Source organism: Mesorhizobium sp. B2-5-3 (assembly GCF_006441005.1).
Lineage (GTDB): Bacteria > Pseudomonadota > Alphaproteobacteria > Rhizobiales > Rhizobiaceae > Mesorhizobium.
The window spans coordinates 37,226-59,062 of record NZ_VFUS01000002.1 but is presented as its reverse complement, the minus strand read 5'-3'; the positions used below and the strand labels follow the sequence as shown (position 1 = coordinate 59,062).

Annotated in this window: 14 protein-coding genes; 7 read left to right on the top strand and 7 right to left on the bottom strand. The window is 65.3% G+C overall.

Annotation, left to right across the window (positions count from 1 at the left end; all coding sequences use genetic code 11):
• The first annotated feature begins 87 nt into the window (after positions 1 to 87).
• From FJ867_RS04875 to FJ867_RS04845, 7 genes are all read left to right on the top strand, one after another.
• Positions 88 to 3,447: a transglutaminase family protein gene (locus FJ867_RS04875; protein WP_140686577.1), complete on the top strand. Its 3,360-nt coding sequence runs from the start codon at positions 88 to 90 to the stop codon at positions 3,445 to 3,447.
• A gap of 6 nt (positions 3,448 to 3,453) precedes the next feature.
• The gene (locus tag FJ867_RS04870; protein ID WP_140816692.1) at positions 3,454 to 5,865 is read left to right on the top strand and encodes a circularly permuted type 2 ATP-grasp protein; all 2,412 of its coding nucleotides are present in this window, start codon (positions 3,454 to 3,456) and stop codon (positions 5,863 to 5,865) included.
• 14 nt (positions 5,866 to 5,879) lie between these two features.
• On the top strand, positions 5,880 to 6,764 hold the full coding sequence (locus tag FJ867_RS04865) for a transglutaminase family protein (protein ID WP_140816690.1): 885 nt from the start codon (positions 5,880 to 5,882) through the stop codon (positions 6,762 to 6,764).
• Between the two features lie 131 nt (positions 6,765 to 6,895).
• Complete coding sequence (locus FJ867_RS04860; protein ID WP_140816688.1) at positions 6,896 to 7,999, top strand: DNA topoisomerase IB; 1,104 nt, start codon at positions 6,896 to 6,898, stop codon at positions 7,997 to 7,999.
• Positions 8,000 to 8,083: 84 nt separating this feature from the next.
• Positions 8,084 to 8,458: a YciI family protein gene (locus FJ867_RS04855; RefSeq protein WP_140496184.1), complete on the top strand. Its 375-nt coding sequence runs from the start codon at positions 8,084 to 8,086 to the stop codon at positions 8,456 to 8,458.
• The gene (locus tag FJ867_RS04850; RefSeq protein WP_140496183.1) at positions 8,455 to 9,717 is read left to right on the top strand and encodes an RNA polymerase sigma factor; all 1,263 of its coding nucleotides are present in this window, start codon (positions 8,455 to 8,457) and stop codon (positions 9,715 to 9,717) included. Before FJ867_RS04855 ends, FJ867_RS04850 begins: the two co-directional genes overlap by 4 nt.
• Positions 9,718 to 9,887: 170 nt before the next feature.
• A complete protein-coding gene (locus tag FJ867_RS04845) occupies positions 9,888 to 11,402 on the top strand; it encodes an aldehyde dehydrogenase family protein (RefSeq protein ID WP_140761455.1) in 1,515 nt (504 codons plus the stop codon).
• A gap of 161 nt (positions 11,403 to 11,563) precedes the next feature.
• Here FJ867_RS04845 and FJ867_RS04840 read toward each other — a convergent pair whose 3' ends face one another.
• The 7 genes from FJ867_RS04840 to FJ867_RS04810 form a co-directional block, all read right to left on the bottom strand.
• Complete coding sequence (locus tag FJ867_RS04840; RefSeq protein ID WP_140816686.1) at positions 11,564 to 12,418, bottom strand: hypothetical protein; 855 nt, start codon at positions 12,416 to 12,418, stop codon at positions 11,564 to 11,566.
• A gap of 382 nt (positions 12,419 to 12,800) precedes the next feature.
• The gene (locus tag FJ867_RS04835; RefSeq protein ID WP_140816684.1) at positions 12,801 to 15,692 is read right to left on the bottom strand and encodes a nitrate reductase; all 2,892 of its coding nucleotides are present in this window, start codon (positions 15,690 to 15,692) and stop codon (positions 12,801 to 12,803) included.
• A gap of 3 nt (positions 15,693 to 15,695) precedes the next feature.
• Positions 15,696 to 16,025, bottom strand: a complete 330-nt coding sequence (gene nirD / locus FJ867_RS04830) for a nitrite reductase small subunit NirD (protein WP_140522291.1) — start codon at positions 16,023 to 16,025, stop codon at positions 15,696 to 15,698.
• Positions 16,026 to 16,236: 211 nt separating this feature from the next.
• Positions 16,237 to 18,687 carry a nitrite reductase large subunit NirB gene (gene nirB, locus FJ867_RS04825; protein ID WP_140584387.1) on the bottom strand — a complete coding sequence of 817 codons (2,451 nt, stop codon included), beginning with the start codon at positions 18,685 to 18,687 and terminating at the stop codon, positions 16,237 to 16,239.
• Positions 18,688 to 18,707: 20 nt separating this feature from the next.
• On the bottom strand, positions 18,708 to 20,009 hold the full coding sequence (locus tag FJ867_RS04820; protein WP_140496177.1) for a nitrate/nitrite transporter: 1,302 nt from the start codon (positions 20,007 to 20,009) through the stop codon (positions 18,708 to 18,710).
• Between the two features lie 68 nt (positions 20,010 to 20,077).
• Positions 20,078 to 20,398 (bottom strand): hypothetical protein, encoded by a 321-nt coding sequence (locus FJ867_RS04815; RefSeq protein WP_140496176.1) that lies wholly within the window; start codon positions 20,396 to 20,398, stop codon positions 20,078 to 20,080.
• A gap of 210 nt (positions 20,399 to 20,608) precedes the next feature.
• A complete protein-coding gene (locus tag FJ867_RS04810) occupies positions 20,609 to 21,835 on the bottom strand; it encodes a CmpA/NrtA family ABC transporter substrate-binding protein (protein WP_181168328.1) in 1,227 nt (408 codons plus the stop codon).
• Positions 21,836 to 21,837: the final 2 nt, after the last annotated feature.

Genomic DNA, 21,837 nt, shown 5'->3' with positions numbered 1-21,837 from the left:
AGTTAGGTGCAGCGCAACATCCGCTTGGAGAATGACGGCCAGATGTGTCAGGGTTCGGCCAGCTAAACGCCGATCTTCCGGGGCTCCATGGCAATTCTGGCCGCCGTCTATCACCTGACCCATTACAAATACGACCGGCCGGTGGTTCTTGGTCCCCAGGTGATCAGGCTCCAGCCGGCGCCACATTCGCGCACCAAAGTGCTCAGCCATTCGTTGAAGGTCGAGCCGGCGAACCACTTCGTCAATCTCCAGCAGGACCCCTACGGCAATTTCCTCGCCCGTTTCGTCTTTCCCGACCCGGTGAGCGAACTCAAGATCGAGGTCGACCTCGTCGCCGACATGACGGTCTACAACCCGTTCGATTTCTTCGTCGAGGAGACGGCGGAAAATTTCCCGTTCGAGTATCCGGAAGAGACACGCAACGACCTCGCCATCTATCGCACACCGGAACCGGCAGGCCCGCTGCTGTCGGCGTTCCTGAAAACCATCGATACCAGCCCGAAAAACACGGTCAATTTTCTCGTCGACCTCAATGCCCGGCTGCAGCGCGAAATCGCCTATATCGTGCGCATGGAGACCGGCGTGTTCTCGCCGGAGGAAACGCTGGCGGCCGCCAAAGGGTCGTGCCGCGATTCGAGCTGGCTGCTGGTGCAGATCCTGCGCAATCTAGGCATCGCCGCGCGCTTTGTCTCGGGCTATCTGATCCAGCTCAAGCCCGACCTCGTCGCGCTCGATGGGCCGGCCGGTACATCAGTGGATTTCACTGACCTGCACGCCTGGTGCGAGGTCTATCTTCCCGGCGCTGGCTGGATCGGTTTCGACCCGACTTCGGGCCTGCTTACCGGCGAGAGCCATGTACCGCTTGCCGCCACCCCGCATTTTCGCAATGCAGCGCCCATTTCCGGCATGGCGAGCTTTGCCAATGTCGAGTTCGGCTTCGACATGCGGGTCGACCGCATCGCGGAGCATCCGCGCATCACCAAGCCGTTCTCGGATGAAAGCTGGCATGCGCTTGATGCGCTCGGCAACAAGGTCGATGCGGCGCTGGCGGACGGGGATGTACGGCTGACCATGGGCGGCGAGCCGACCTTCGTGTCGATCGACGATTTCGAGTCCGCCGAGTGGAACACCGCCGCCGTCGGCCCGACAAAACGCGAAAAGGCCGATGCGCTGATCCGGAGGCTGCGCGAGCGCTTCACGCCTGGCGGCTTCCTCCATTATGGCCAAGGCAAATGGTACCCCGGCGAAAGCTTACCGCGCTGGACCTTTTCGCTCTACTGGCGCACCGACGGCCAGCCGGTGTGGAGCGACCCGTCGCTGATCGCGCGGGAGAAAAGCGAAGCCGATATCGGTCCGAAGCAGGCCGAGAGCCTGCTGACCGCGATCGCCGGCGAGCTCGGCATCGAAACGTCCATGGTCAGCGAAGCCTATGAGGATCCGGCCGAGTGGCTACTCAAGGAAGGCAAGCTGCCGGAGAATGTCGATCCGTCCAATTCGAAGCTGGAGGATCCCGAAGAGCGCAGCCGCATGGCGACGGTGTTCGAACGCGGGCTAACCAAGCCGTCGGGCTATGTGCTGCCGGTGCAGCGCTGGAACAGCCAGGCGTCGGGCCAGCGCTGGCGCTCGGAAAAATGGACGACGCGGCGCGGGCGGCTGTTCCTGGTGCCGGGCGATTCACCGGTCGGCTACCGCCTGCCGCTCGGCACGCTGCCTCACGTGCCGCCGGAGCAGTTTCCCTATATCGTTCCGGTCGATCCGTCGCAGCCGCGCGGTGCGCTGCCCGTGCGGGAGGCGATCTTGCCCATGGCGGCTCCGGCCGAACCTCAGGGCGCCGATGAAATGGCACGCCGCCAGCAGGCGGCATCGTTCACGGCCGCGACCGCCCAGCAGGACCGGGTCGAGCAGGAGATCACCGAGATCGGCGGCGCGGTGCGTACCGCGCTTTCGGTCGAGCCGCGCGAGGGACGGCTCTGCGTGTTCATGCCGCCGGTCGAGGCGCTGGAGGATTATCTTGAGTTGGTGGCGGCAGCCGAGAACGCGGCCAAGGCGATCGGGTTGCCAGTGCATATCGAGGGCTACGGCCCGCCGCATGATCCGCGCCTCAACGTCATCCGCGTCGCGCCGGACCCTGGCGTCATCGAGGTCAACATCCACCCGGCTGCCAACTGGCAGGACTGCGTGGCGACGACCACGGCGATCTACGAGGAGGCGCGGCAAACGCGGCTTGGCGCGGATAAATTCATGATCGACGGCCGCCACACCGGCACCGGCGGCGGCAACCATGTTGTGGTCGGCGGCGCGACGCCCAATGACAGCCCGTTTCTGCGCCGCCCCGATCTTTTGAAGAGCCTGGTGCTGCAATGGCAGCGGCATCCCTCGCTGTCTTATCTCTTCTCCGGCCTGTTCATCGGCCCGACCAGCCAGGCGCCGCGCTTCGACGAGGCGCGCCACGATTCGCTCTACGAGCTTGAAATCGCCATGGCGCAGGTGCCGCGTCCGGACCAGGGCAGCCTGCCTTTGCCATGGCTGGTCGACCGGCTGTTCCGCAACCTTTTGACCGACGTCACAGGGAACACGCATCGCTCGGAAATCTGCATCGACAAGCTGTTTTCGCCTGATGGACCGACCGGACGGCTGGGCCTGGTGGAATTCCGCGGCTTCGAGATGCCGCCCAATGCGCGCATGAGCCTGGCGCAGCAACTGCTGGTCAGGGCGATCATCGCCCGTGCCTGGAAGAACCCGCTCGACGGCCGTTTCGTGCGCTGGGGCACGTCGCTGCACGACCGCTTCATGCTGCCGCATCATGTCTGGGCGGATTTTCTCGGCGTTCTCGACGACCTCAAGCTCAACGGTTTCACGTTCCGCCCCGAATGGTTCGACGCGCAGCTCGAGTTCCGCTTTCCCTTCTGCGGCGAGGTCCAATATGCGGGCGTCAAGCTGGAACTGCGGCAGGCCCTGGAGCCGTGGCATGTCATGGGCGAGCAGGGGGCCATCGGCGGCACCGTGCGCTTCGTCGATTCCTCGGTCGAAAGGTTGCAGGTCAAGACCGAAGGGCTCAATCCGGAGCGCCATGCCGTCGTCTGCAACGGCCGCATCGTGCCGATGAAGGTTACCGACAACAGGGAGGTCGCGGTGGCGGGCGTGCGCTTCAAGGCGTGGCAGCCCGCTTCGGGCCTGCATCCGGCACTGCCGGTCAATACGCCGCTGGTGTTCGATATCTACGACCGTTGGTCGGGTCGGGCGGTTGGCGGCTGCGTCTATCATGTCGCGCATCCGGGCGGGCGCAGCTACGACACTTTTCCGGTCAACGGCAACGAGGCGGAAGCGCGCCGGCTCGCCCGCTTCGAAGCGCGCGGCCACACGCCGTCGGCCTATGTGTTGCGCGAGGAACAACCCACGGAAGATTTCCCCATGACGCTTGACCTTCGGCGTCCACCAAGATTCTGATCTGACATGGCAAAGGGGAATCACAAGCGGGTACGCGGCAAGGCGCAGATCCATCGCCTGCTGGAGCACTACCAGCCGATCGACGGCGTCGTCGACGAGATGGTCGACGCTTCGGGCAATCCCCGTCCGGCCTGGAAGCATTTCATCGAGGCGCTCGACGATCTCGGCGCCGAAGAACTCGCCCAGCGTTTTGCCCGTGCCGACCAGTATCTGCGCGACGCCGGCGTCTATTACCGCGTCTACGACAAGGCCGGCGCCAACGAGCGCGAATGGCCGCTGGCGCATGTCCCGGTGCTCATCGAGGACGCCGAGTGGGCAGCGATCAGCGCCGGCCTGGTGCAGCGCGCCGAGCTGTTCGAGGAGATCATCGCCGATATATACGGGCCGAACCGGCTGGTCGAAAAGGGCATCCTGCCGGCCGGACTGATCGCGGCGAGCCCCGAATATTTGCGGCCCGTGGTTGGCACTCGTCCGGCCGACGGCCATTTCCTGCATTTCTGCGCCTTCGAACTCGGCCGCGGGCCGGACGGCCGCTGGTGGGTGTTGGGCGACCGTACTCAGGCACCATCCGGCGCCGGTTTCGCTCTGGAGAACCGCGTCGCCACGACCCGCGCGCTGTCGGACATCTATGGCGAGATGCATGTGCACCGGCTTGCCGGCTTCTTCCGGCGCTTTCGCGATGCGCTGATCGGCATGGCCAGGGAAGCTGACGGCCGCGTCGCCATTCTGACGCCTGGACCGCTCAACGAAACCTATTACGAACACGCCTATATCGCCCGCTATCTCGGCATCATGCTGCTCGAAGGCGAGGACCTGACCGTTTCCGGGGGCCGGCTGATGGTGCGCACCGTTTCCGGGCTGATGCCGATCAGCGTGCTGTGGCGGCGGCTAGACGCGGCGTTCGCCGATCCGTTGGAACTGCGCTCGGAGTCGCAGATCGGTACGCCGGGCCTGATCGAGGCGATCCGGCAAGGCAGCGTGTCCACCGTCAATGCGCTCGGCTCGGGCCTGATGGAAACGCGCGCGCTGCTTGCCTTCCTGCCCAAGATCGCGCGCGAATTGCGGGGCGAGGAACTCAAGCTGCCCACCGTCGCGACATGGTGGTGCGGTCAGGCATCCGACCGAGCGCATGTGCTCGCCAATATCGACCGCATGGTGATTGGGCCGGCGCTGTCGACGAGGCTGGCCTTCGAGGACGACGACCAGACCAAGCTCGGCGCGGCGCTGTCGGCCGGGGAGCGGGCCGACCTGGTGGCGCGCATCGAGCGCGACGGCGACGCTTTCGTCGGCCAGGAAGCGGTGACGCTTTCGACGACGCCCGTCTATGTGGGCGGATGGCTGGAGCCGCGGCCGGCGAGCCTGCGTGTCTACCTGGCGCGCACGCCCGAGGGCTGGACGGTGATGCCGGGCGGGTTCGCCCGCGTCGGCCTGTCGCTCGATCCGACGGCAATCGCCATGCAGCGCGGCGGCCAGGCGGCCGACGTATGGGTGGTCAGCGACCGGCCGGTGGAGCGCGAGACGCTGCTGCCACAAGAGGGTGACAGCTTCAGCCGCACCAGGCCGGGCAGCCTGCCCAGCCGCGCAGCGGAAAACCTGACCTGGCTGGGCCGCTACATCGAACGCTCGGAAGACACTGTGCGCATCCTGCGCGCCTATCATGTGCGGCTCGCCGAAACCTCCGACCCGGATATGCCGTTGCTGGCCGACATCAGGGATCATCTCGAACCGTTCGGCATCGATGTCGAAACAGCGATCCCATCGGGGCTGATCGGCACGCTGGACAGCGCCGTCTACAGCGCCGGCCAGATCCGCGACCGTTTCTCGCCGGATGGCTGGCTGGCCCTCAAGGACCTGTCGAAGACCATCCATCAGTTCGCGACGACGGTGGCGCCGGGGGATGATGCGACACGGGCCATGACCGTCATCCTGCGCAAGCTCGCCGGTTTTTCCGGCCTGCTGCACGAGAACATGTACCGCTTTGCGGGCTGGCGCTTCCTTGAGATCGGCCGGCGGCTGGAGCGCGGCATACAGATCGCCAGCACGCTCGCCCGGCTGACCAGTGACAAGGCGCCGGACGGCTCGCTCGACATGATGCTGGAGATCGGCGACAGCGTCATGACGCACCGGCGGCAATACCCTGTGCAAGCCGGCCGCCGCACGGTGATCGACCTTCTTGCGCTCGATCCGCTCAATCCGCGTTCCATCCTGTTCCAGCTCGAACGGCTGAAGGCCGAGATCGGACTGCTGCCGGCGATCGGCGGCGAAGGGCACATGTCGCCTGCGGCCAAGGAGATCCTGCAGCTCAACACAGCCATCGCCATCAAGGAGCCAGCGGACATGAGTGTGAAGGCGCTGAACGATCTCGCCGGCGAGATAGGCGGGCTCTACAGCAGCCTCGCCAAGGCCTATTTCGGGTAAGGCGGCGCTCCGGCATGCTCTACGACATCAGGCTTCACCTTCACTACGATTACGCCGCCGTCGCCGGCGGCGGCCGTCACCAGGTGCGCGTACTGCCGCCGACCATCGAGGGCGTGCAGCGCGTCGTCGCTGCGTCGCTGTCCTTCGCGCCGGCGCCCAACGAACGCTCGGATTTTTCCGATTTCTTCGGCAACAACATCACCTCGATCGCCTTCCGCGACGCGCATGACGCACTCGACATCAGGATGAGCGCGCGCGTGGCGGTGTCGCGGCCCGAGCCCGGGCTCGACGTGTCGCCCGACCTTAGCCGGCTGCGTCAGGAGCTCGCCGCCGTGCGCTCGCTGGCACCGGATACACCGCACCATTTCCTGGCCCCCAGCGGTCACGCCGGCATCGATGCGGCGATCACCGCCTATGCGCGCGATAGCGTCGGCGGCTCGGCCGCCGGTACGGCGATGAACCTCTGCAATCGCATCCACCGCGATTTCACCTATGATGGCGAGGCGACAACCGTGCGGACCCTGGCTGGCGACGCATTCCGGCTGAAGCGCGGGGTGTGCCAGGATTTCTCGCATATCATGATCGCCGGCCTGCGCGGGCTCGGCATACCGGCCGGCTACGTCAGCGGCTTCCTGCGCACCATTCCGCCCAAGGGCAAGCCCAGGCTGGAGGGCGCCGACGCCATGCATGCATGGGTCAAGGTGTGGTGCGGGCGCGATGCCGGCTGGCAGGAGTTCGACCCGACCAACGGCATGCGGGCCTCCAACGATCACATCACCGTCGGCTATGGCCGTGACTATTCGGATGTCGCGCCGATCGTCGGCGTTCTCAAGACCACCGGCGGACAGGTCGGAGAGCAAGCCGTCGACGTTATTCCGGTGGTGCTGGAGAAGACCTGACGTCAGGCCTGCTTGCGCAAAGCGCTTTGCAGGGTTCCGCCCCAGCGTGGGTGGCCGCCGACTTTTCGGACAGGAATGGAACCAGTGCTCGGCCCAGAGGCTTATCTACGGGTGTTTTCCGTGGGGCCAGCATGCTGCAGAAATCCGGATTGACTATCGACGGCGAGGCCGCACCAAAGAACGGCGCTCAGATCTCTGCCGAGGAAGCCGCACTGATCTATGTCAGCGATACCGAGCCCGGTATCCGCCGGCTGAAGTCGGGCAAGGGATTTTCCTACAGGGGACCTGACGGAAGGCCGGTCTCGGATGCCACCCGAGCGCGCATCGAGGCGATCGTTATCCCGCCGGCCTGGACGGATGTGTGGATCTCGCCCGAGGCGGACGGCCATATCCAGGCAACCGGCAGGGATCAGCGCGGGCGCAAGCAATATCGCTACCATCCGCGTTGGGCCGAGGAACGCGACAGCGCCAAATATTCGAGCCTTGTCGCTTTCGCCGAAAGCCTGCCGGAGCTTCGGCGCAGGATGGACAGCGACCTGCGCCGCCATGGCCTGCCGCTCGAACGCGTCGTCGCCGCGATCGTCTGGCTGCTCGACAACACCATGATCCGAGTCGGCAACGCCGCTTACGCCCGCGACAACAAGAGCTTCGGCCTGACGACGCTGCGGGACCGCCATGTCGACATCAAGGGATCGAGCCTGCGGTTCGCCTTCAAGGGCAAATCGGGCAAGGAATGGAAATTGAAGCTGGTCGATCGCCGCATCGCGCGAATCGTGCGGGGCGCGCAGGACCTGCCGGGCCAAAAGCTGTTCCAGTATCTCGATGAGGACGGCAACAGACACCCGGTGCGCTCCGAGGACGTCAACCGCTACATCCGCGAGGCCATCGGCGATGCATTCAGCTCGAAACATTTCCGTACATGGGGCGGCACCATTCACGCCGCGTCGCTGTTCGCGCAAACGGTGCTGCCCGACAGCCAGGCACAGCAGAAACGGGCGATGAACAGTGTCATCGACAGGGTCGCCGAGCGGCTGGGCAACACGCGCGCCGTCTGCCGCCAATGCTATATCCATCCGCAAGTCTTCGAAGCATGGCTGCAGGGACGGCTGCTTGCCGAAATGGCGGAAGCCAACAAGCGCAAACGGTCGATAGACGGTCTCGATGACGAGGAAGCGCTCGTGCTGCGATGGCTGAAGACGCACGAAAGCGGACCCGCGGCAACCACCGGCCGCTGAATCCACGGCGCCTCGATTTTTTTATCGACGCCGTGTCGGGATCGGTCCTAGTGTTTCGTCCTTTGACACAGAAGAGGACAAACCATGCTCTACGCGATCTTGTGCTATGCTTCCGAAGACGTCGTCTGCTCCTGGAGCAAGGAACAGGACGACAAGGTCATGGCCAACATTCTCGATGTCCAGCAGAAATACGCGGACGCCGGCCGGCTTGGCCCGGTGGCGCGGCTTTTGCCGACGACGGCGGCGACGACGCTGAGGAAGGTCAAGGGCGAATCGATCGTCATCGACGGGCCGTTCGCCGAGACCAAGGAACAGTTCCTCGGCTTCTACACGCTCGAATGCGCCGATCTCGACGAGGCGGTGGAGTTCGCGCGCGAACTTTCCGAGGTCAATCCGAGCGGCGGCTCCTACGAAATCCGGCCGGTATCCATCTTCAATCCCACTAGGGTCGCCGTATGACCGAACTTGCCTGGATCAGCTCAGCGATCAGCGCCGCCCGCCCGCAGGCGATGGGTGCGCTGCTGCGCTATTTCCGCGACCTCGATACGGCGGAGGAAGCTTTCCAGGACGCTTGCCTCAGGGCGCTGAAGAACTGGCCGCAGAACGGTCCGCCGCGCGATCCGGCGGCCTGGCTGATCTTCGTCGGACGCAACAGCGGCATCGACGCGGTGCGCAAGCGCGCCAAGCAGGCGCCGATGCCGGAAGAGGACCAGATATCTGATCTCGAGGACGCAGAGAGCGACATCGCCGAGCGGCTCGATGGCGCGCACTACCGCGACGACATACTGCGACTGCTGTTCATCTGCTGCCATCCCGACCTGCCGGCAACGCAGCAGATCGCGGTGGCGCTCCGCATTGTCTCCGGCCTTACGGTCAAGCAGATCGCGCGCGCCTTCCTGGTCGGCGAAAGCGCCATGGAGCAGCGCATCACCCGCGCCAAGGCACGTATCGCCGACGCCGGCGTGCCGTTCGAGACGCCGGGCGCGGTGGAGCGCTCGGAGCGGCTCGCCGCGGTCGCAGCCATGGTCTACCTGATCTTCAACGAGGGCTATTCGACCAACAGCGGCGAGGCGCCGGCCCGCGCGCCGCTGTGCGAGGAGGCGATCCGGCTGGCCCGGCTGCTGCTCAGGCTGTTCCAGACCGAGCCGGAGATCATGGGGCTGACGGCGCTGCTGCTTCTCCAGCATGCGCGCGCACCGGCCCGCTTCGATGCGGACGGAGAGATCGTTCTGCTCGAGGATCAGGACCGCAGCCTGTGGAGCCGCAAGATGATCGATGAGGGGCTGGCGCTGGTCGACAAGGCGCTGCGCCACCGAAAGCCCGGCCCTTACCAGGTGCAGGCGGCGATTGCCGCGCTGCATGCGCGGGCTGAAAAGGCCGAGGACACGGACTGGGTGGAGATCGACCTGCTCTACGGCCTGCTCGAACAAATGCAGCCGTCGCCTGTCGTCACCCTCAACCGTGCGGTTGCGGTCTCCAAGGTGCGTGGCCCGGAGGCCGCGCTCGCCATGATCGAGCCGCTGGAGCAGAGGCTTTCCGGCTATTTCCACTTCTTCGGCCTCAAGGGCGGGCTTTTGATGCAACTCGACCGGGGCGAGGAGGCGCGGGTCGCCTTCGATCGCGCCATCGCGCTTGCCAACACCGCGGCGGAAGCGGCCCATATACGCATGCACATCGACCGGCTGATGAAGGACAGCGCAGCGCGCACCGCAAGCTGACCCTGGTTCAATGGTCTGGCCCGGGCTTGGACCATGCCGGGGTGGCGATTTTTTCCTGAAACCGCTATTGGCACGCCAAGACAGCGCCACCCTGCGCCTGACCGCACAGGGAATGCACGGCGCAATGCTTGACCACGCCACATGAATGGCGGGATCTGAAAGGGACAGACATGACGATAGCGAAGGAAACCGCCGAGCTGCTGGCGAAACTGGGTGTTGCCAAGGAGGCGCTTGTCGGCGGCGACCTGATCGTGCGCAGCCCGGTCACGGGCGAGCAGATCGCGGCATTGAGCACGATCTCACAGGCCGATGCGGCCAGGACCATCGATGCCGCGCACAAGGCGTTCCAGGCCTGGCGGCTGGTACCGGGCCCGAAGCGCGGCGAGCTGGTGCGGCTGCTCGGCGAGGAATTGCGCGCGCACAAGGCCGAACTTGGCCGGCTGGTGTCGATCGAGGTCGGCAAGATCCCCTCGGAAGGGCTCGGCGAAGTGCAGGAGATGATCGACATTTGCGACTTCGCCGTCGGTCTTTCCAGGCAATTGTACGGGCTGACCATCGCGACCGAGCGTCCAGGACACCGCATGATGGAAACCTGGCATCCGCTCGGCGTGGTCGGCGTCATCTCCGCCTTCAACTTCCCGGTCGCGGTGTGGTCGTGGAATGCGGCGCTGGCGCTGGTCTGCGGCGATGCGGTGGTATGGAAGCCTTCCGAAAAAACGCCGCTGACGGCGCTTGCCTGCGAGGCGATCTTCAAGCGCGCCGTCAAGCGCTTCGGCACTGATGCGCCGGAAGGGCTCGCGTCGGTGCTGATCGGCGACCGCGCCGTCGGCGAGATTCTGGTGGATCATCCCAAGGTGCCGCTGGTCTCCGCCACCGGCTCGACCCGCATGGGCCGCGACGTCGGCCCGCGCCTGGCCAAGCGTTTTGCACGCGCGGTGCTGGAGCTCGGCGGCAACAATGCCGGCATCGTCTGCCCGACCGCCGATCTCGACATGGCGTTGCGCGCGATTGCCTTTGGCGCGATGGGCACGGCGGGCCAGCGCTGCACGACGCTGAGGCGCCTGTTCGTGCATGATAGCGTCTACGACGCCTTGGTACCGCGGCTGAAGAAGGCCTATCAGAGCGTCTCTGTCGGCAATCCGCTGGAGACGTCGGCGCTCGTTGGACCGCTGATCGACAAGGCAGCCTACGAAGCCATGCAGAAGGCGCTGCAGGAAGCGTCCGCCCACGGCGGCAAGGTGACCGGCGGCACGCGGGTCGAGAATGGCCATCCGGACGCCTATTACGTGCATCCGGCGCTAGTCGAAATGCCCAGCCAAGTGTCGCCGGTGACCGAAGAGACGTTCGCGCCGATCCTCTATGTGATGAAGTATTCCGATTTCGACGCCGTGCTTGACGAGCACAATGCGGTGGGAGCGGGGCTGTCGTCGTCGATCTTCACCCGCGACCTGCAGGAGTCCGAGCGCTTTCTCGGCGTCGACGGCTCGGACTGCGGCATCGCCAACGTCAATATCGGCACGTCGGGCGCCGAGATCGGCGGCGCCTTCGGTGGTGAAAAGGAAACCGGCGGCGGCCGCGAGAGCGGCTCCGATGCGTGGAAAGCCTATATGCGGCGCGCCACCAACACGGTGAACTATTCCAAGGCGCTGCCGCTCGCCCAGGGTGTCTCCTTCGACATCGAGTGACATTGCGCACCCGGGCCGTTCTGCGGCCTGAGGTTCACTGCTGAGGGCAGTTATGCTGTCATTCTTCGTATGGTGCTGACGTCCCGCCGCCGAGGCGGCTTTTTTGTTTCGAGGATACGCAGCGGCACGGACCGCCTTCATAGCCTGGGCAGTGGCGAGTCTCAGTGGTCGGTGGAAAAACACGCTGCGAAGGCGGCATCCACGACGGCCAGCTTGGCGGCCTGGACGGTCATGTATTCCTGAAAGAAGCGGTGCGAGACCCACATCACGGAATTGCCGCGCTGGCCCAGCCAGCCGATGCTGCCGAGCGCCTCGGCATCGCGTAGTTTTCGGGCGAGGTGGGTGCGCGACAGTTTGAGCCAACTGGCGAATTCCGCCACCGAGACCACGCTGGTCGGAATCCGATCTAGGCCGGCATGGTCGGGGTCGATGCCGGACATGAGCCGATCCATGACGATGCCGCCATTGTTGAGCCAGATGAACAGGGAAAAGGTCTGGTTGGGTTCGCGCACCGGTTTGGACGAAAGCAGGCCGTCGGCCACGAGGGGCTGCAGGGCGGCGAGCATATCGGGCCGCTCCAGGTATCTCGCCAGCCGGTCCGCGCCGTCGAGTCGGTCAAGGGTCCGTAGATGTGCGTGCACCCATCCGGTGAATGTCCGCACCGTGTCCGCTGTCGGCTGCAACGGGTGGGTGCGCCCGTCTCCGCCCGCGACGTATTCGGCGATGCGGTAATTCAGCATCTCCTTGATGAAAGCGTCGGCGGTGTTGCGGCTGGCGACCTTGTGCTGATGCACGAACTCGATGAAGCGCGACACCGTCAACGCGGTGCGACGGTCGCCCGGGTCGCGCCTGAAATGCATGGCAAGGCCGACATGGCCCATCAGCCAGCGCTGCTGCGTGGCGAATATGGAAGCAAGCCGCGGGCTGGCTTCGTAGATGTGGATCAGCGCCAACGACTGCTCCTGGACGTGGCGGTGCAGATCCGGATGAGCGGCTATGTCCTCGATGTCCAGCATCCGCCTCCTTCTGGTTGGCCAAGCTTACTGCGCTCCAAGAGCGGGTCGCGTCGAAGCGGATTCATGCGACGCGCTTTTGGCTTTTTTCGTGCATGTCGTCCTCCCAAAACCGAGGTTACTTTTGGGCGACATGCATTAAGACATTTTCAGCCTTGCGCTTTTGTGTCCAGATGAGACAGCTCGGACTAAAGTCCAGTTCTGTAGCCAATGATGGCGGCGAGACGTCGGCGGCAACCCACACGGCGGCAAGTACGGCGCGCTTAGCGATCTGGACAACCGCAGCTACGCCCCGGGTGTCGTCCTGCCGCCCGGCCATGATGGGCTGACGCGGGGTCCGCCGGCGCATACGCATCGGGAGGCCGCCGATGGCGGGTTCTGCCGCCTACTCGGCCGCCTGAACGCGATGTGCCTGGATGATGGCGCGGATCTCAGAGCGGCAGGAGCCGCAATTGGTGCCTGCCTTCAGCGCGGCGCCGATGGCTTCCACGTTCGTGCAGCCGGAAGCCACCGCCGCCGTGATCTGCTTGATCCCGACGTTGAAACAGGAGCAGACGGTCGCGCCGGCATCGGGCCGTTCGGCGCCGGCGCGGCCGGCGACGATGCGGAAGCGCTCGCGTTGGCTGGCATGGGCCTCTTCGAGCTGCTGCGTTGCCCATCCGCGCGACACGGCGACCGGGCCGGGAGCGACGAACAGGGCGCCCGCGAGCTGTACGCCATCGAAGGCGGCGATGCGATGCTGGCCGGCATCGCGGTCGTGATAGGCGAGTATTTCGGCATCGGTCGAGGCGCCGAACAGGGATTGGGCAAAAGTCGTCCAGTCGATTTTGTCGTCTGCAAAGGCGAGCTCGACCCGCCAGCCATCCCTGCAGCGGGCCACGGCCCAATAGTCGCCGGCGATCGCTTCGGGCCTTTGTCGGGTCACGGCGAAGCCGAACGCCATCGCGGCGAATTTCTCGATGTGCACCGCGACGTGCTTCAGTGCCGGCTGGCCGGAAACTGGGTCGGTGAGTGGCGCGGTGAGCGTGTCGAGCCGGCCCTTGGCGGTGAACTGGTCCGTCCAGTGCATCGGCGCGAAGATGCTGCCCCGGCGCTGGCGGGACGTGATCAGCGCGCGCACGAGCACGGCGCCGCGCGGGCTGGAAACGCGCGCGATGTCGGCGTCGCCGATGCCGTATCGCGCGGCGTCGTCGGGATGAATCTCGACGAAGGGTTCGGCGATGTGCTGCGACAGACGCGGGCTTTTGCCGGTGCGTGTCATGGTGTGCCAATGGTCGCGGACACGGCCGGTGTTGAGGATGAGGGGGAATTTCTCGTCCGTGCGGGTTTCCGTGACAGGGCGGACGGCGATGAAGCGCGCCTTGCGGTCGGGCGTGTAGAAATTGCCGTCGGCGAAGAAGCGGGTGTTCGGTGGCCCTGCTTTATCGTTCTCCGGTTGGGGCTCAGCTTGAACGTTCCCCTCCGAGAGATGTCGAGCCCAGGCGCCCCCCTCTGTCCTGCCGGACATCTCCCCCTCTAGGGGGGAGATCGGCAGTTTTGTCGACGGCGCTCGTCCTGCGGTATCGGCGATTGGCGAAGGCCGTCGTGGCATCCAATCTCCCCCCTTGAGGGGGAGATGGCCGGCAGGCCAGAGGGGGGCGCCTGGGCTCGGCGCCGGCCATTGGAATGGCGCAAGCGCTTCGTAAGCTTTCTCATCGACACCGGCATACCAACCAATATCGAAATCGCGCGCGCCATCATTCTCGAAGCCCGACAGCGCCGCGTGCTCGGCGAATATCCCGGCCGGCGCGTCATAGGAAAACGCCTCGCCAAACCCCATCCGCCGCGCCACTTCCGCAATGATCCACCAATCTGGCCGCGCCTCGCCGGGCGCGGCCAGGAACGGGCGCTGGCGCGAGATGCGGCGCTCGGAATTGGTAACGGTGCCGTCCTTCTCGCCCCAGGCGGTGGCCGGCAGCCGGACATGGGCATGGCGCACCGTGTCTGTGTCGGCCTGCACGTCCGACACCACCACAAACGGGCAGGCCTTGATCGCTGCTTCGACGGCGTCGGCATCGGGCATCGAATCGACAGGATTGGTGGCGAGGATCCACAGCGCCTTGATCCGCCCGTCGGCGACCGCCCGGAACATGTCGACCGCTTTCAGGCCGGGCTTTTGCGCGATGTCAGGTGCATTCCAGAAGCGCTTCACGCGTTCGCGATGCCCCGAATTTTCAATCTCCATATGCGCGGCCAGCATGTTGGCCATGCCGCCGACCTCGCGTCCGCCCATGGCGTTGGGCTGGCCGGTGACCGAGAACGGCCCGGCGCCGGGCCTGCCGATGCGACCGGTGGCGAGGTGGCAGTTGGTGATGGCGTTGACCTTGTCGGTGCCGGACGACGACTGGTTGACGCCTTGGCTATAGACCGTGACGGTCTTGGCGGTCGCGGCGAACAGGCCGTAGAAGCGGGCGAGCTCGTCCTCGCTCAGGCCCGTGGCGGCAGCGATGCCGGCAAGGTCGAGTGCCGAGGCGGCGAAAAGGGCTTGTCCGAAGCCGGTCGTGTGAGCGGTGATGTAGGCGCGGTCGAGCGCATTGTGCTGGCCGAGCCAGGCGAGCAGGCCGGTGAACAGGGCGACGTCGCCATCCGGTGCGATCGCCAGGTGCATGTCGGCGATATCGGATGTCATGGTGCGGCGGGGGTCGACCAGGACTATCTTCATTTCCGGGCGCTTCTCACGCGCGGCAGCTATGCGCTGGTAGAGCACGGGATGGCACCAGGCGAGATTCGAGCCGACCAGCACGATGAGATCGGCAAGCTCCAGATCCTCGTAGGTTCCGGGCACCGTGTCGGAGCCGAAGGCGCGGCGATGGCCGGCGACCGAGGAGGCCATGCAGAGGCGCGAATTGGTGTCGATATTGGCCGAGCCGATGAACCCCTTCATCAATTTGTTGGCGAGATAATAGTCCTCGGTCAGCAACTGGCCGGAGACATAGAAGGCGACCGCATCCGGCCCATGTTCGGCAATGGTTTGCGAGAAGGTCGACGCGACAAGATCGAGTGCCTCATTCCAGGAGGCGCGGCGGCCGTGGATCTCGGGGTGGAGCAGCCTGCCGTCGAGGCCGATGGTCTCGGCAAGAGCAGAGCCCTTGGAGCAGAGCCGGCCGAGATTCGCGGGATGGTCGGGGTCGCCGCGGACCGACACCTGTCCGTCCGCGGCGACCTTCGCCAGCACGCCGCAGCCTACCCCGCAATAGGGGCAAGTGGTCCTCACCTCGCGTGCTTCGCCAATCTGCATGGGTCAGGCCGCGCGGCTTGCCAGCGCTTCGAGCGCGATGAACAAACGCTCGCCCTCGATCTTCACCGGAATGGTGCGCACCGCGCCCTCGTCGGCGCCGAGCGCCTTGCCGGTCTCCAGCGAGATGACCCAATTGTGCAGGGGGCAGGTGACCGCCGCGCCATGCACGATGCCCTGGCTCAGCGGCCCGCCTCTGTGCGGGCAATGATCGTCGATGGCGAAGACCTGATCCTCGGCGGTGCGGAAGATAGCGATCTTGCCCTGCGGCGTGGCAACACAGCGCGCGCCCCGGCGGGGGATGTCGGACAGGGAGCCGATCGGTGTCCAGGTCATTGGGTCGCCTTTACTTGATACGAATGCGCCCAGGCGCCCCCCTCTGTCCTGCCGGACAATTCCCCCTCAAGGGGGGAGATCGGCAGTTTTGCTGATGGCGTCCGTTCTGCGAAGTTGGCGATTGGCAAAGGCCGTTGTGGCATCCAATCTCCCCCCTTGAGGGGGAGATGGCCGGCAGGACAGAGGGGGGTGGCTCGCGCGAACATCTCCATCACTCCGCCGCCTCCGCGAACCCGACCGAGGCCATCGGCCGGAACTCGTGCTTGTCCTTGCCTGACACGCGTTCCGACCACGGATCGACCTGGGCGAATTTCTGGGAAAAGACGAAGCGGTCGTAGAAGGCCTTGCGCTTGTCGCCATCGTTCATGATCTGGCGCTTGATCTCGGCGATGCCGACGCGCTTGGCCCATTTGTAGATGCGTTCGAGATAGCGGGCCTGCTCGCGGTACATCTGCGTCAGCGCCACGATATGCTCCAGCGCTTCGTCCTCGGTCTTGACCAGGCCAAGCACTTCGGTGCCCTTGATGTCGAGGCCTGCCGCACCCGCGAAGTGGATCTCGTAGCCACTGTCGACGCAGATGACGCCGACGTCTTTGCAGGTCGCCTCGGCGCAGTTCCTCGGACAACCCGACACCGCCATCTTGACCTTGGCCGGCGTCCACGAGCCCCACATGAATTTCTCGATGCGGATGCCGAGGCCGGTGGAATCCTGCGTGCCGAAGCGGCACCAGTCGGAACCGACGCAGGTCTTCACCGTGCGCAGGCCTTTGGCATAGGCGTGGCCGGAGACGAAGCCGGCCTGGCCGAGATCGGCCCACACCGCCGGCAGGTCTTCCTTGCGGATGCCCAGCATGTCGATGCGCTGGCCGCCGGTGACCTTGACCATCGGGATATCGAACTTATCGACGACATCGGCGATGGCGCGCAGTTCGGCGGCATTGGTGACGCCGCCCCACATGCGCGGCACCACCGAATAGGTGCCGTCCTTCTGGATGTTGGCGTGGACGCGCTCGTTGATGAAGCGTGACTGGTAGTCGTCCGCGTATTCGTCCGGCCAGTCGCAGACGAGATAATAGTTGAGTGCCGGCCGGCATTTGGCGCAGCCGCAGGAGGTTTTCCATTCCAGTTCCTGCATGATCGCGGGAATGGTCTTCAGCGCCTTGGCCTTGATCAGCCGGCGCACCTCGTCATGGCCGAGCGTCGTGCAGGAGCACATGGGCTGTACGGCGGCCGGGTTGTACTTGTCGCCGATGGTCAGCACCATCAGTTTTTCGACCAGCCCGGTGCAGGAGCCGCAGGAGGCCGACGCCTTGGTGTGCGCGCGCACATCGTCGAGCGAAGTCAGCCCCTTGGCCGCGATCGCGCCCGTGATCTTGCCCTTGCAGACGCCGTTGCAGCCGCAGATTTCCGCATCATCCGGCAAGGCTGCAACGGCCGCCATAGGGTCCAGTGGGGCACCCCCCTGGTAGGACTGGCCGAAGATCAACGTATCGCGCATTTGCGATATGTCTGTTTGCTTCTTCTTGAGGTCGTTGAACCAGGCGCCGTCCGCGGTCTCGCCGTAGAGCACGGTGCCGATGATGCGGTCGTCCTTGAGCACGAGGCGCTTGTAGACGCCGGCCGCCGCGTCGCGCAGCACGATCTCCTGGCGGTCCTCGCCCTCTGCGAAGTCGCCGAGCGAGAACAGGTCGATGCCGGTGACCTTGAGCTTGGTCGGCGTGTCCATGTGGACAAAACCGACCGCCTCGTCGGCGGCGAGCTGGCGGGCGGCGACGCGGGCCATCTCGTATAGGGGGGTGACCAGCCCATAGATCTGGCCGTTGACCTCGGCGCATTCGCCGAGCGCGTAGATGTCCGGGTCGTTGCTGCGCATGCCGGCATCGACGACGATGCCTCTGTTGACGGCGATGCCCGCCTCCTTCGCCAGCGCTGCGTTCGGCCGGATACCGACGGCCATCACCACCAGCGTCGCGGGGATGACGGTGCCGTCGACGAGTTCGACCTGCTCGACCTTGCCGTTGCCCGTGATCGCCTTTGTATTGGCCTTGGTGACAACCTTGATCCCGCGCTGCTCGACGGCGCGCTGTAACAGATAGCCTGCCGCCGGATCGAGCTGGCGCTCCATCAGCGTCGGCATGACATGCAGCACGGTGACGTCCATGCCTTGCGCGTTGAGGCCCGCTGCTGCTTCCAGTCCGAGCAGTCCGCCGCCGATGACCACAGCCTTGGCGCGCGACTGGGCCGCGAGCATCATCGCCTGGACGTCGTCGAGGTCGCGATAGGTGAGAACGCCGGGCAGGTTGTGGCCGGGCACCGGGATGATGAACGGCACCGAGCCGGTGGCGATGACGAGCTTATCGTAGGGTTCGGTGACGCCGTGGTCCGACGTGACGGTCTTCGCTGCGCGGTCGATGGCGACGATCTTGTGGCCCTTGTAGAGGGTGATGTTGTTGGCGATGTACCAGCCGTCGCCATGGATGATGATTTCTTCGTAGGCCTTCTCGCCCGAGAGGACCGGCGACAGCATGATGCGGTCGTAATTGACGCGCGGTTCCGCGTTGAAGATGGTGACGCTGTAGCGGTCCGGCGCCTGTTCCAGCAGGTGCTCCAGCATGCGCCCGGGGGCCATGCCGTTGCCGATGATGACGAGTTTTTGGGTCATGTTCCTAATCCGCTCCGGTGTCACTCTGCAGCATAGGAAAGGGTCGACGCCTTGGTTGATGCGGCCCGCCCCATCCGCCTGACGCTGACATGCATCCAGGCAAAGCAGGCGACGACCAGGACGAAGAGCAGCATGAAGCAACTCGACCAGACGCCGGTGAGATCGTTCAGCGCGCCAAAGGCGATCGGCAGGATGAAGCCGCCAAGGCCGCCGATCATGCCCACGACGCCGCCAACGGCCCCGACGCTCTGCGGATAGTAAGCCGGGATATGTTTGTAGACGGCGGCCTTGCCGAGGCTCATGAAGAAGCCGAGCACGCAGGCGACGGCGATGAAGGCGAGCGGGCCGATCTCGAAATGGAAGGCGATCGGCCCGCTGATGCCGCGCACCACATAGTCTGCCGAGGGGAGAGACAGCACCAAGGTCGCGACGGCACAAACGGAGAAGGTCCAGTAGAGTACGGTACGAGCGCCGACGCGGTCGGAAAGCACTCCGCCATAGGCGCGGAAGATGCTCGCGGGAATCGAATAAGCCGCGCCGATCATGCCGGCGGTCGCCAGCCCGAAGCCGTAAACGCCGATCAGGTAGCGCGGCAGCCACAGCGACAGCGCCACGAACGCACCGAAGGAGAAGAAGTAATAGAAGGCGAAGCGCCAGACCTGCGGGTTCTTCAGCGGCGCGAATTCCTGCCAGAAGCTCCTCGCAGGCGTGGTCTTGCCGGCGCGGCGCTCGCGAATCACGGGATCGTCGCCGGTCGTGAACCAGAAGATGGCGGCCATGATGACGAGTGCTGCCGCCCAGATCAGCGCGACCGATTGCCAGCCCCAGGCGAGAAGCACGAAAGGCGCCAGGAATTTGGTGACAGCGGCGCCGACATTGCCGACACCGAAGATGCCGAGCGCCGTGCCCTGCCTGCCCGCCGGGAAGAAGCGCGAGACATAGGCGACGCCAACGGCGAAGGAGCCGCCGGCAAGCCCGACGCCGAGTGCAGCGATCAGCATCTGTCCGTAAGTGTGCGCAAAAGCGAGCAGGAAGGTCGCTACCGCCGCAGCGAGCATGGTGGCGGTGTAAACCAGCCGTCCGCCATAGCGGTCGGTCCAGACGCCGAGCACCATGCGCACGAGGGAGCCGGTTAGGATCGGCGTGCCGACGAGCAGGCCGAACTCCGTCTCGTTCAGCCCAAGTTCCTGCTTTATGCGCACGCCGATGATGGAAAAGATCGTCCACACCGCAAAGCAGACTGTGAACGCGATGGTGGACATCACGAGCGCCTGCCGGGGGGCATTGTCCTGGCTGGGCGCGGCTGGGAGGATTGCGGTCATGTCAGGCTCCGGTTTGCGATGGAGAAGCACCGCGCGTGTTTTCTTGATCGATGGTCAGCGGCGCGGCATCAGCGCGGCGAGCTTGGCGCGTTCACTTGGGCACCTTTGCCCTCGGCCACGGCGCCAACCGGGAACAGCATCTTCGCTGCGACGAACAGCGCCGCCGCCAGCGCGCTGCTGGCGACAAAATCGCGGCGCGTGAAATCCTTGAGGGTTGTTCCAGTTCCGATCCGTTTCGTCATCGTCGTCTCCGGTTGGGCGCTGCCTGGGACCAGCACCGTCGATTGCGTGTTCGGCCAAACAAAAAAGCCGCCGGCCAGGTCTTCGCGTCCGGGAATCCGGATCGCGTCTTGACCTGAGCGGCAGCTTTGCCTGTGGGCGCCCGCCATTGGACGCTTGTTCCGTGACCCGCTAAGGGTCCGGTTATTTCAATGCAGGAACCGTGCCAGTCTCGCCTTAGAAAGGAATTTCGAATGAATTCAGCTGAATAGCCGATTCACGGGCAGATCCGGCCACCAGGTGACAAGGCCAAACATTGGTCAGCTACGCGATCAGTCCGCATAAATTTTGTGCAATGCACAAGAATGGCGCGGAAATGATCACCCTGGCCGCTGCGCCCCGATATAAGCGTCGATCTGGTCCGGATCGAAGATGCGGCCGTCGAAGAAACCGTCGGGGCCGAGCACCAGGCTTGCCCCGGCCGAGCCGACGGGCGTTGCGATCTTCAACGCCCCCTCGACCTTGGCATTGGCGCCCGGCAGCGCTACGCCGAGCGGCTTCAGCGCCGCCCGATAGAGGTCGGGCCGGTAGCAGTCGCGGGCGACGGCGAGGTTTTCAGGCGTGTGCGCGATATCGCCCCAGCGCACCATCTGGGTGTAGAACCACAGCGCATGGCTCTTCCAGGGAAAGTTCGCCGCCTTGTCGAACGGAACGAAGAAGTCCTCGACGTTCCGCTCGGCGGCGCTGCCGAGGCGGAGATGTCCGGTCAGGACCGGCATCTGGATCTCGGTGGACTGGCCAAGGAAGCCGGGCTGCGCCATCAATGCCGCCAGTTCGCCTCGATTGGCCGGGTCCTGGCACCAGCGGGCGGAGTGGTGCAATGCCCTGAGCAGCGCCGCCAGCGCCTCCGGCTGCGCTTCGGCCCAGGCCTTGCGCGCACCGATCACCTTTTCGGGGCTGTTGCGCCACAGCAGCGCCTTGACGGTGACGATATGGCCGGTGCCGGCCGAGACGGAGGCGCTGTTCCAGGGTTCGCCGACGCAATAGCCGTCGATGCGGCCGGCGGCCAGCGCGTCGGCCATGAAGGGCGGCGGCACGATGACGATCTCGATCTCACCGTCGGGGTCGATGCCGCAGGCGGCGAGCCAATAGCGCAGTTCGTAATTGTGCCCGGAATGCGGATGCACGACGGCGAAGCGTAGCGGGTCGCGGCCGGCCGCCGCGCGTTCGCGGATAAACGCGCCGAGCGCCGCGCCGGCGCGGGCCGGATCGAGATCCGATACGGCGCCGTGCGCCGCCATGCCTTCCCAGACGGCGTTGGAGATGGTGACGCAATTGCCGCCGAGGCCGAGCGAAAAGGGCACGATCGTCTCGGATGCCAGCGGCGTGAGCCCGAGGTTGCAGGCGAGCGGCATCGGCCCAAGCATATGGGCAAGGTCGAAATGGCCAATGGCGATGCGGTCGCGGATGTTGGCCCAGGAGGTTTCGCGGTGGAGGACGAGATCGACGCCTTCGCGCGCGGCAAAGCCCATTTCGCCGGCCGCGACCAGCACGGCGCTGTCGAACAGGGGCATGAAGCCGGCGGTGATCTGATGCGCAGCTGTCATGC

Coding starts and splice junctions, on each gene's coding strand:
- FJ867_RS04860 (WP_140816688.1), top strand. CDS start 6,896: ATGCTGCAGAAATCCGGATTGACTATCGACGGCGAGGCCGCACCAAAG.
- FJ867_RS04815 (WP_140496176.1), bottom strand. CDS start 20,398: ATGGCGGGCGCCCACAGGCAAAGCTGCCGCTCAGGTCAAGACGCGATC.
- FJ867_RS04845 (WP_140761455.1), top strand. CDS start 9,888: ATGACGATAGCGAAGGAAACCGCCGAGCTGCTGGCGAAACTGGGTGTT.
- nirD (WP_140522291.1), bottom strand. CDS start 16,025: ATGACCTGGACACCGATCGGCTCCCTGTCCGACATCCCCCGCCGGGGC.
- FJ867_RS04865 (WP_140816690.1), top strand. CDS start 5,880: ATGCTCTACGACATCAGGCTTCACCTTCACTACGATTACGCCGCCGTC.
- FJ867_RS04850 (WP_140496183.1), top strand. CDS start 8,455: ATGACCGAACTTGCCTGGATCAGCTCAGCGATCAGCGCCGCCCGCCCG.
- FJ867_RS04810 (WP_181168328.1), bottom strand. CDS start 21,835: ATGACAGCTGCGCATCAGATCACCGCCGGCTTCATGCCCCTGTTCGAC.
- nirB (WP_140584387.1), bottom strand. CDS start 18,687: ATGACCCAAAAACTCGTCATCATCGGCAACGGCATGGCCCCCGGGCGC.
- FJ867_RS04875 (WP_140686577.1), top strand. CDS start 88: ATGGCAATTCTGGCCGCCGTCTATCACCTGACCCATTACAAATACGAC.
- FJ867_RS04870 (WP_140816692.1), top strand. CDS start 3,454: ATGGCAAAGGGGAATCACAAGCGGGTACGCGGCAAGGCGCAGATCCAT.
- FJ867_RS04840 (WP_140816686.1), bottom strand. CDS start 12,418: ATGCTGGACATCGAGGACATAGCCGCTCATCCGGATCTGCACCGCCAC.
- FJ867_RS04855 (WP_140496184.1), top strand. CDS start 8,084: ATGCTCTACGCGATCTTGTGCTATGCTTCCGAAGACGTCGTCTGCTCC.
- FJ867_RS04820 (WP_140496177.1), bottom strand. CDS start 20,009: ATGACCGCAATCCTCCCAGCCGCGCCCAGCCAGGACAATGCCCCCCGG.
- FJ867_RS04835 (WP_140816684.1), bottom strand. CDS start 15,692: ATGCAGATTGGCGAAGCACGCGAGGTGAGGACCACTTGCCCCTATTGC.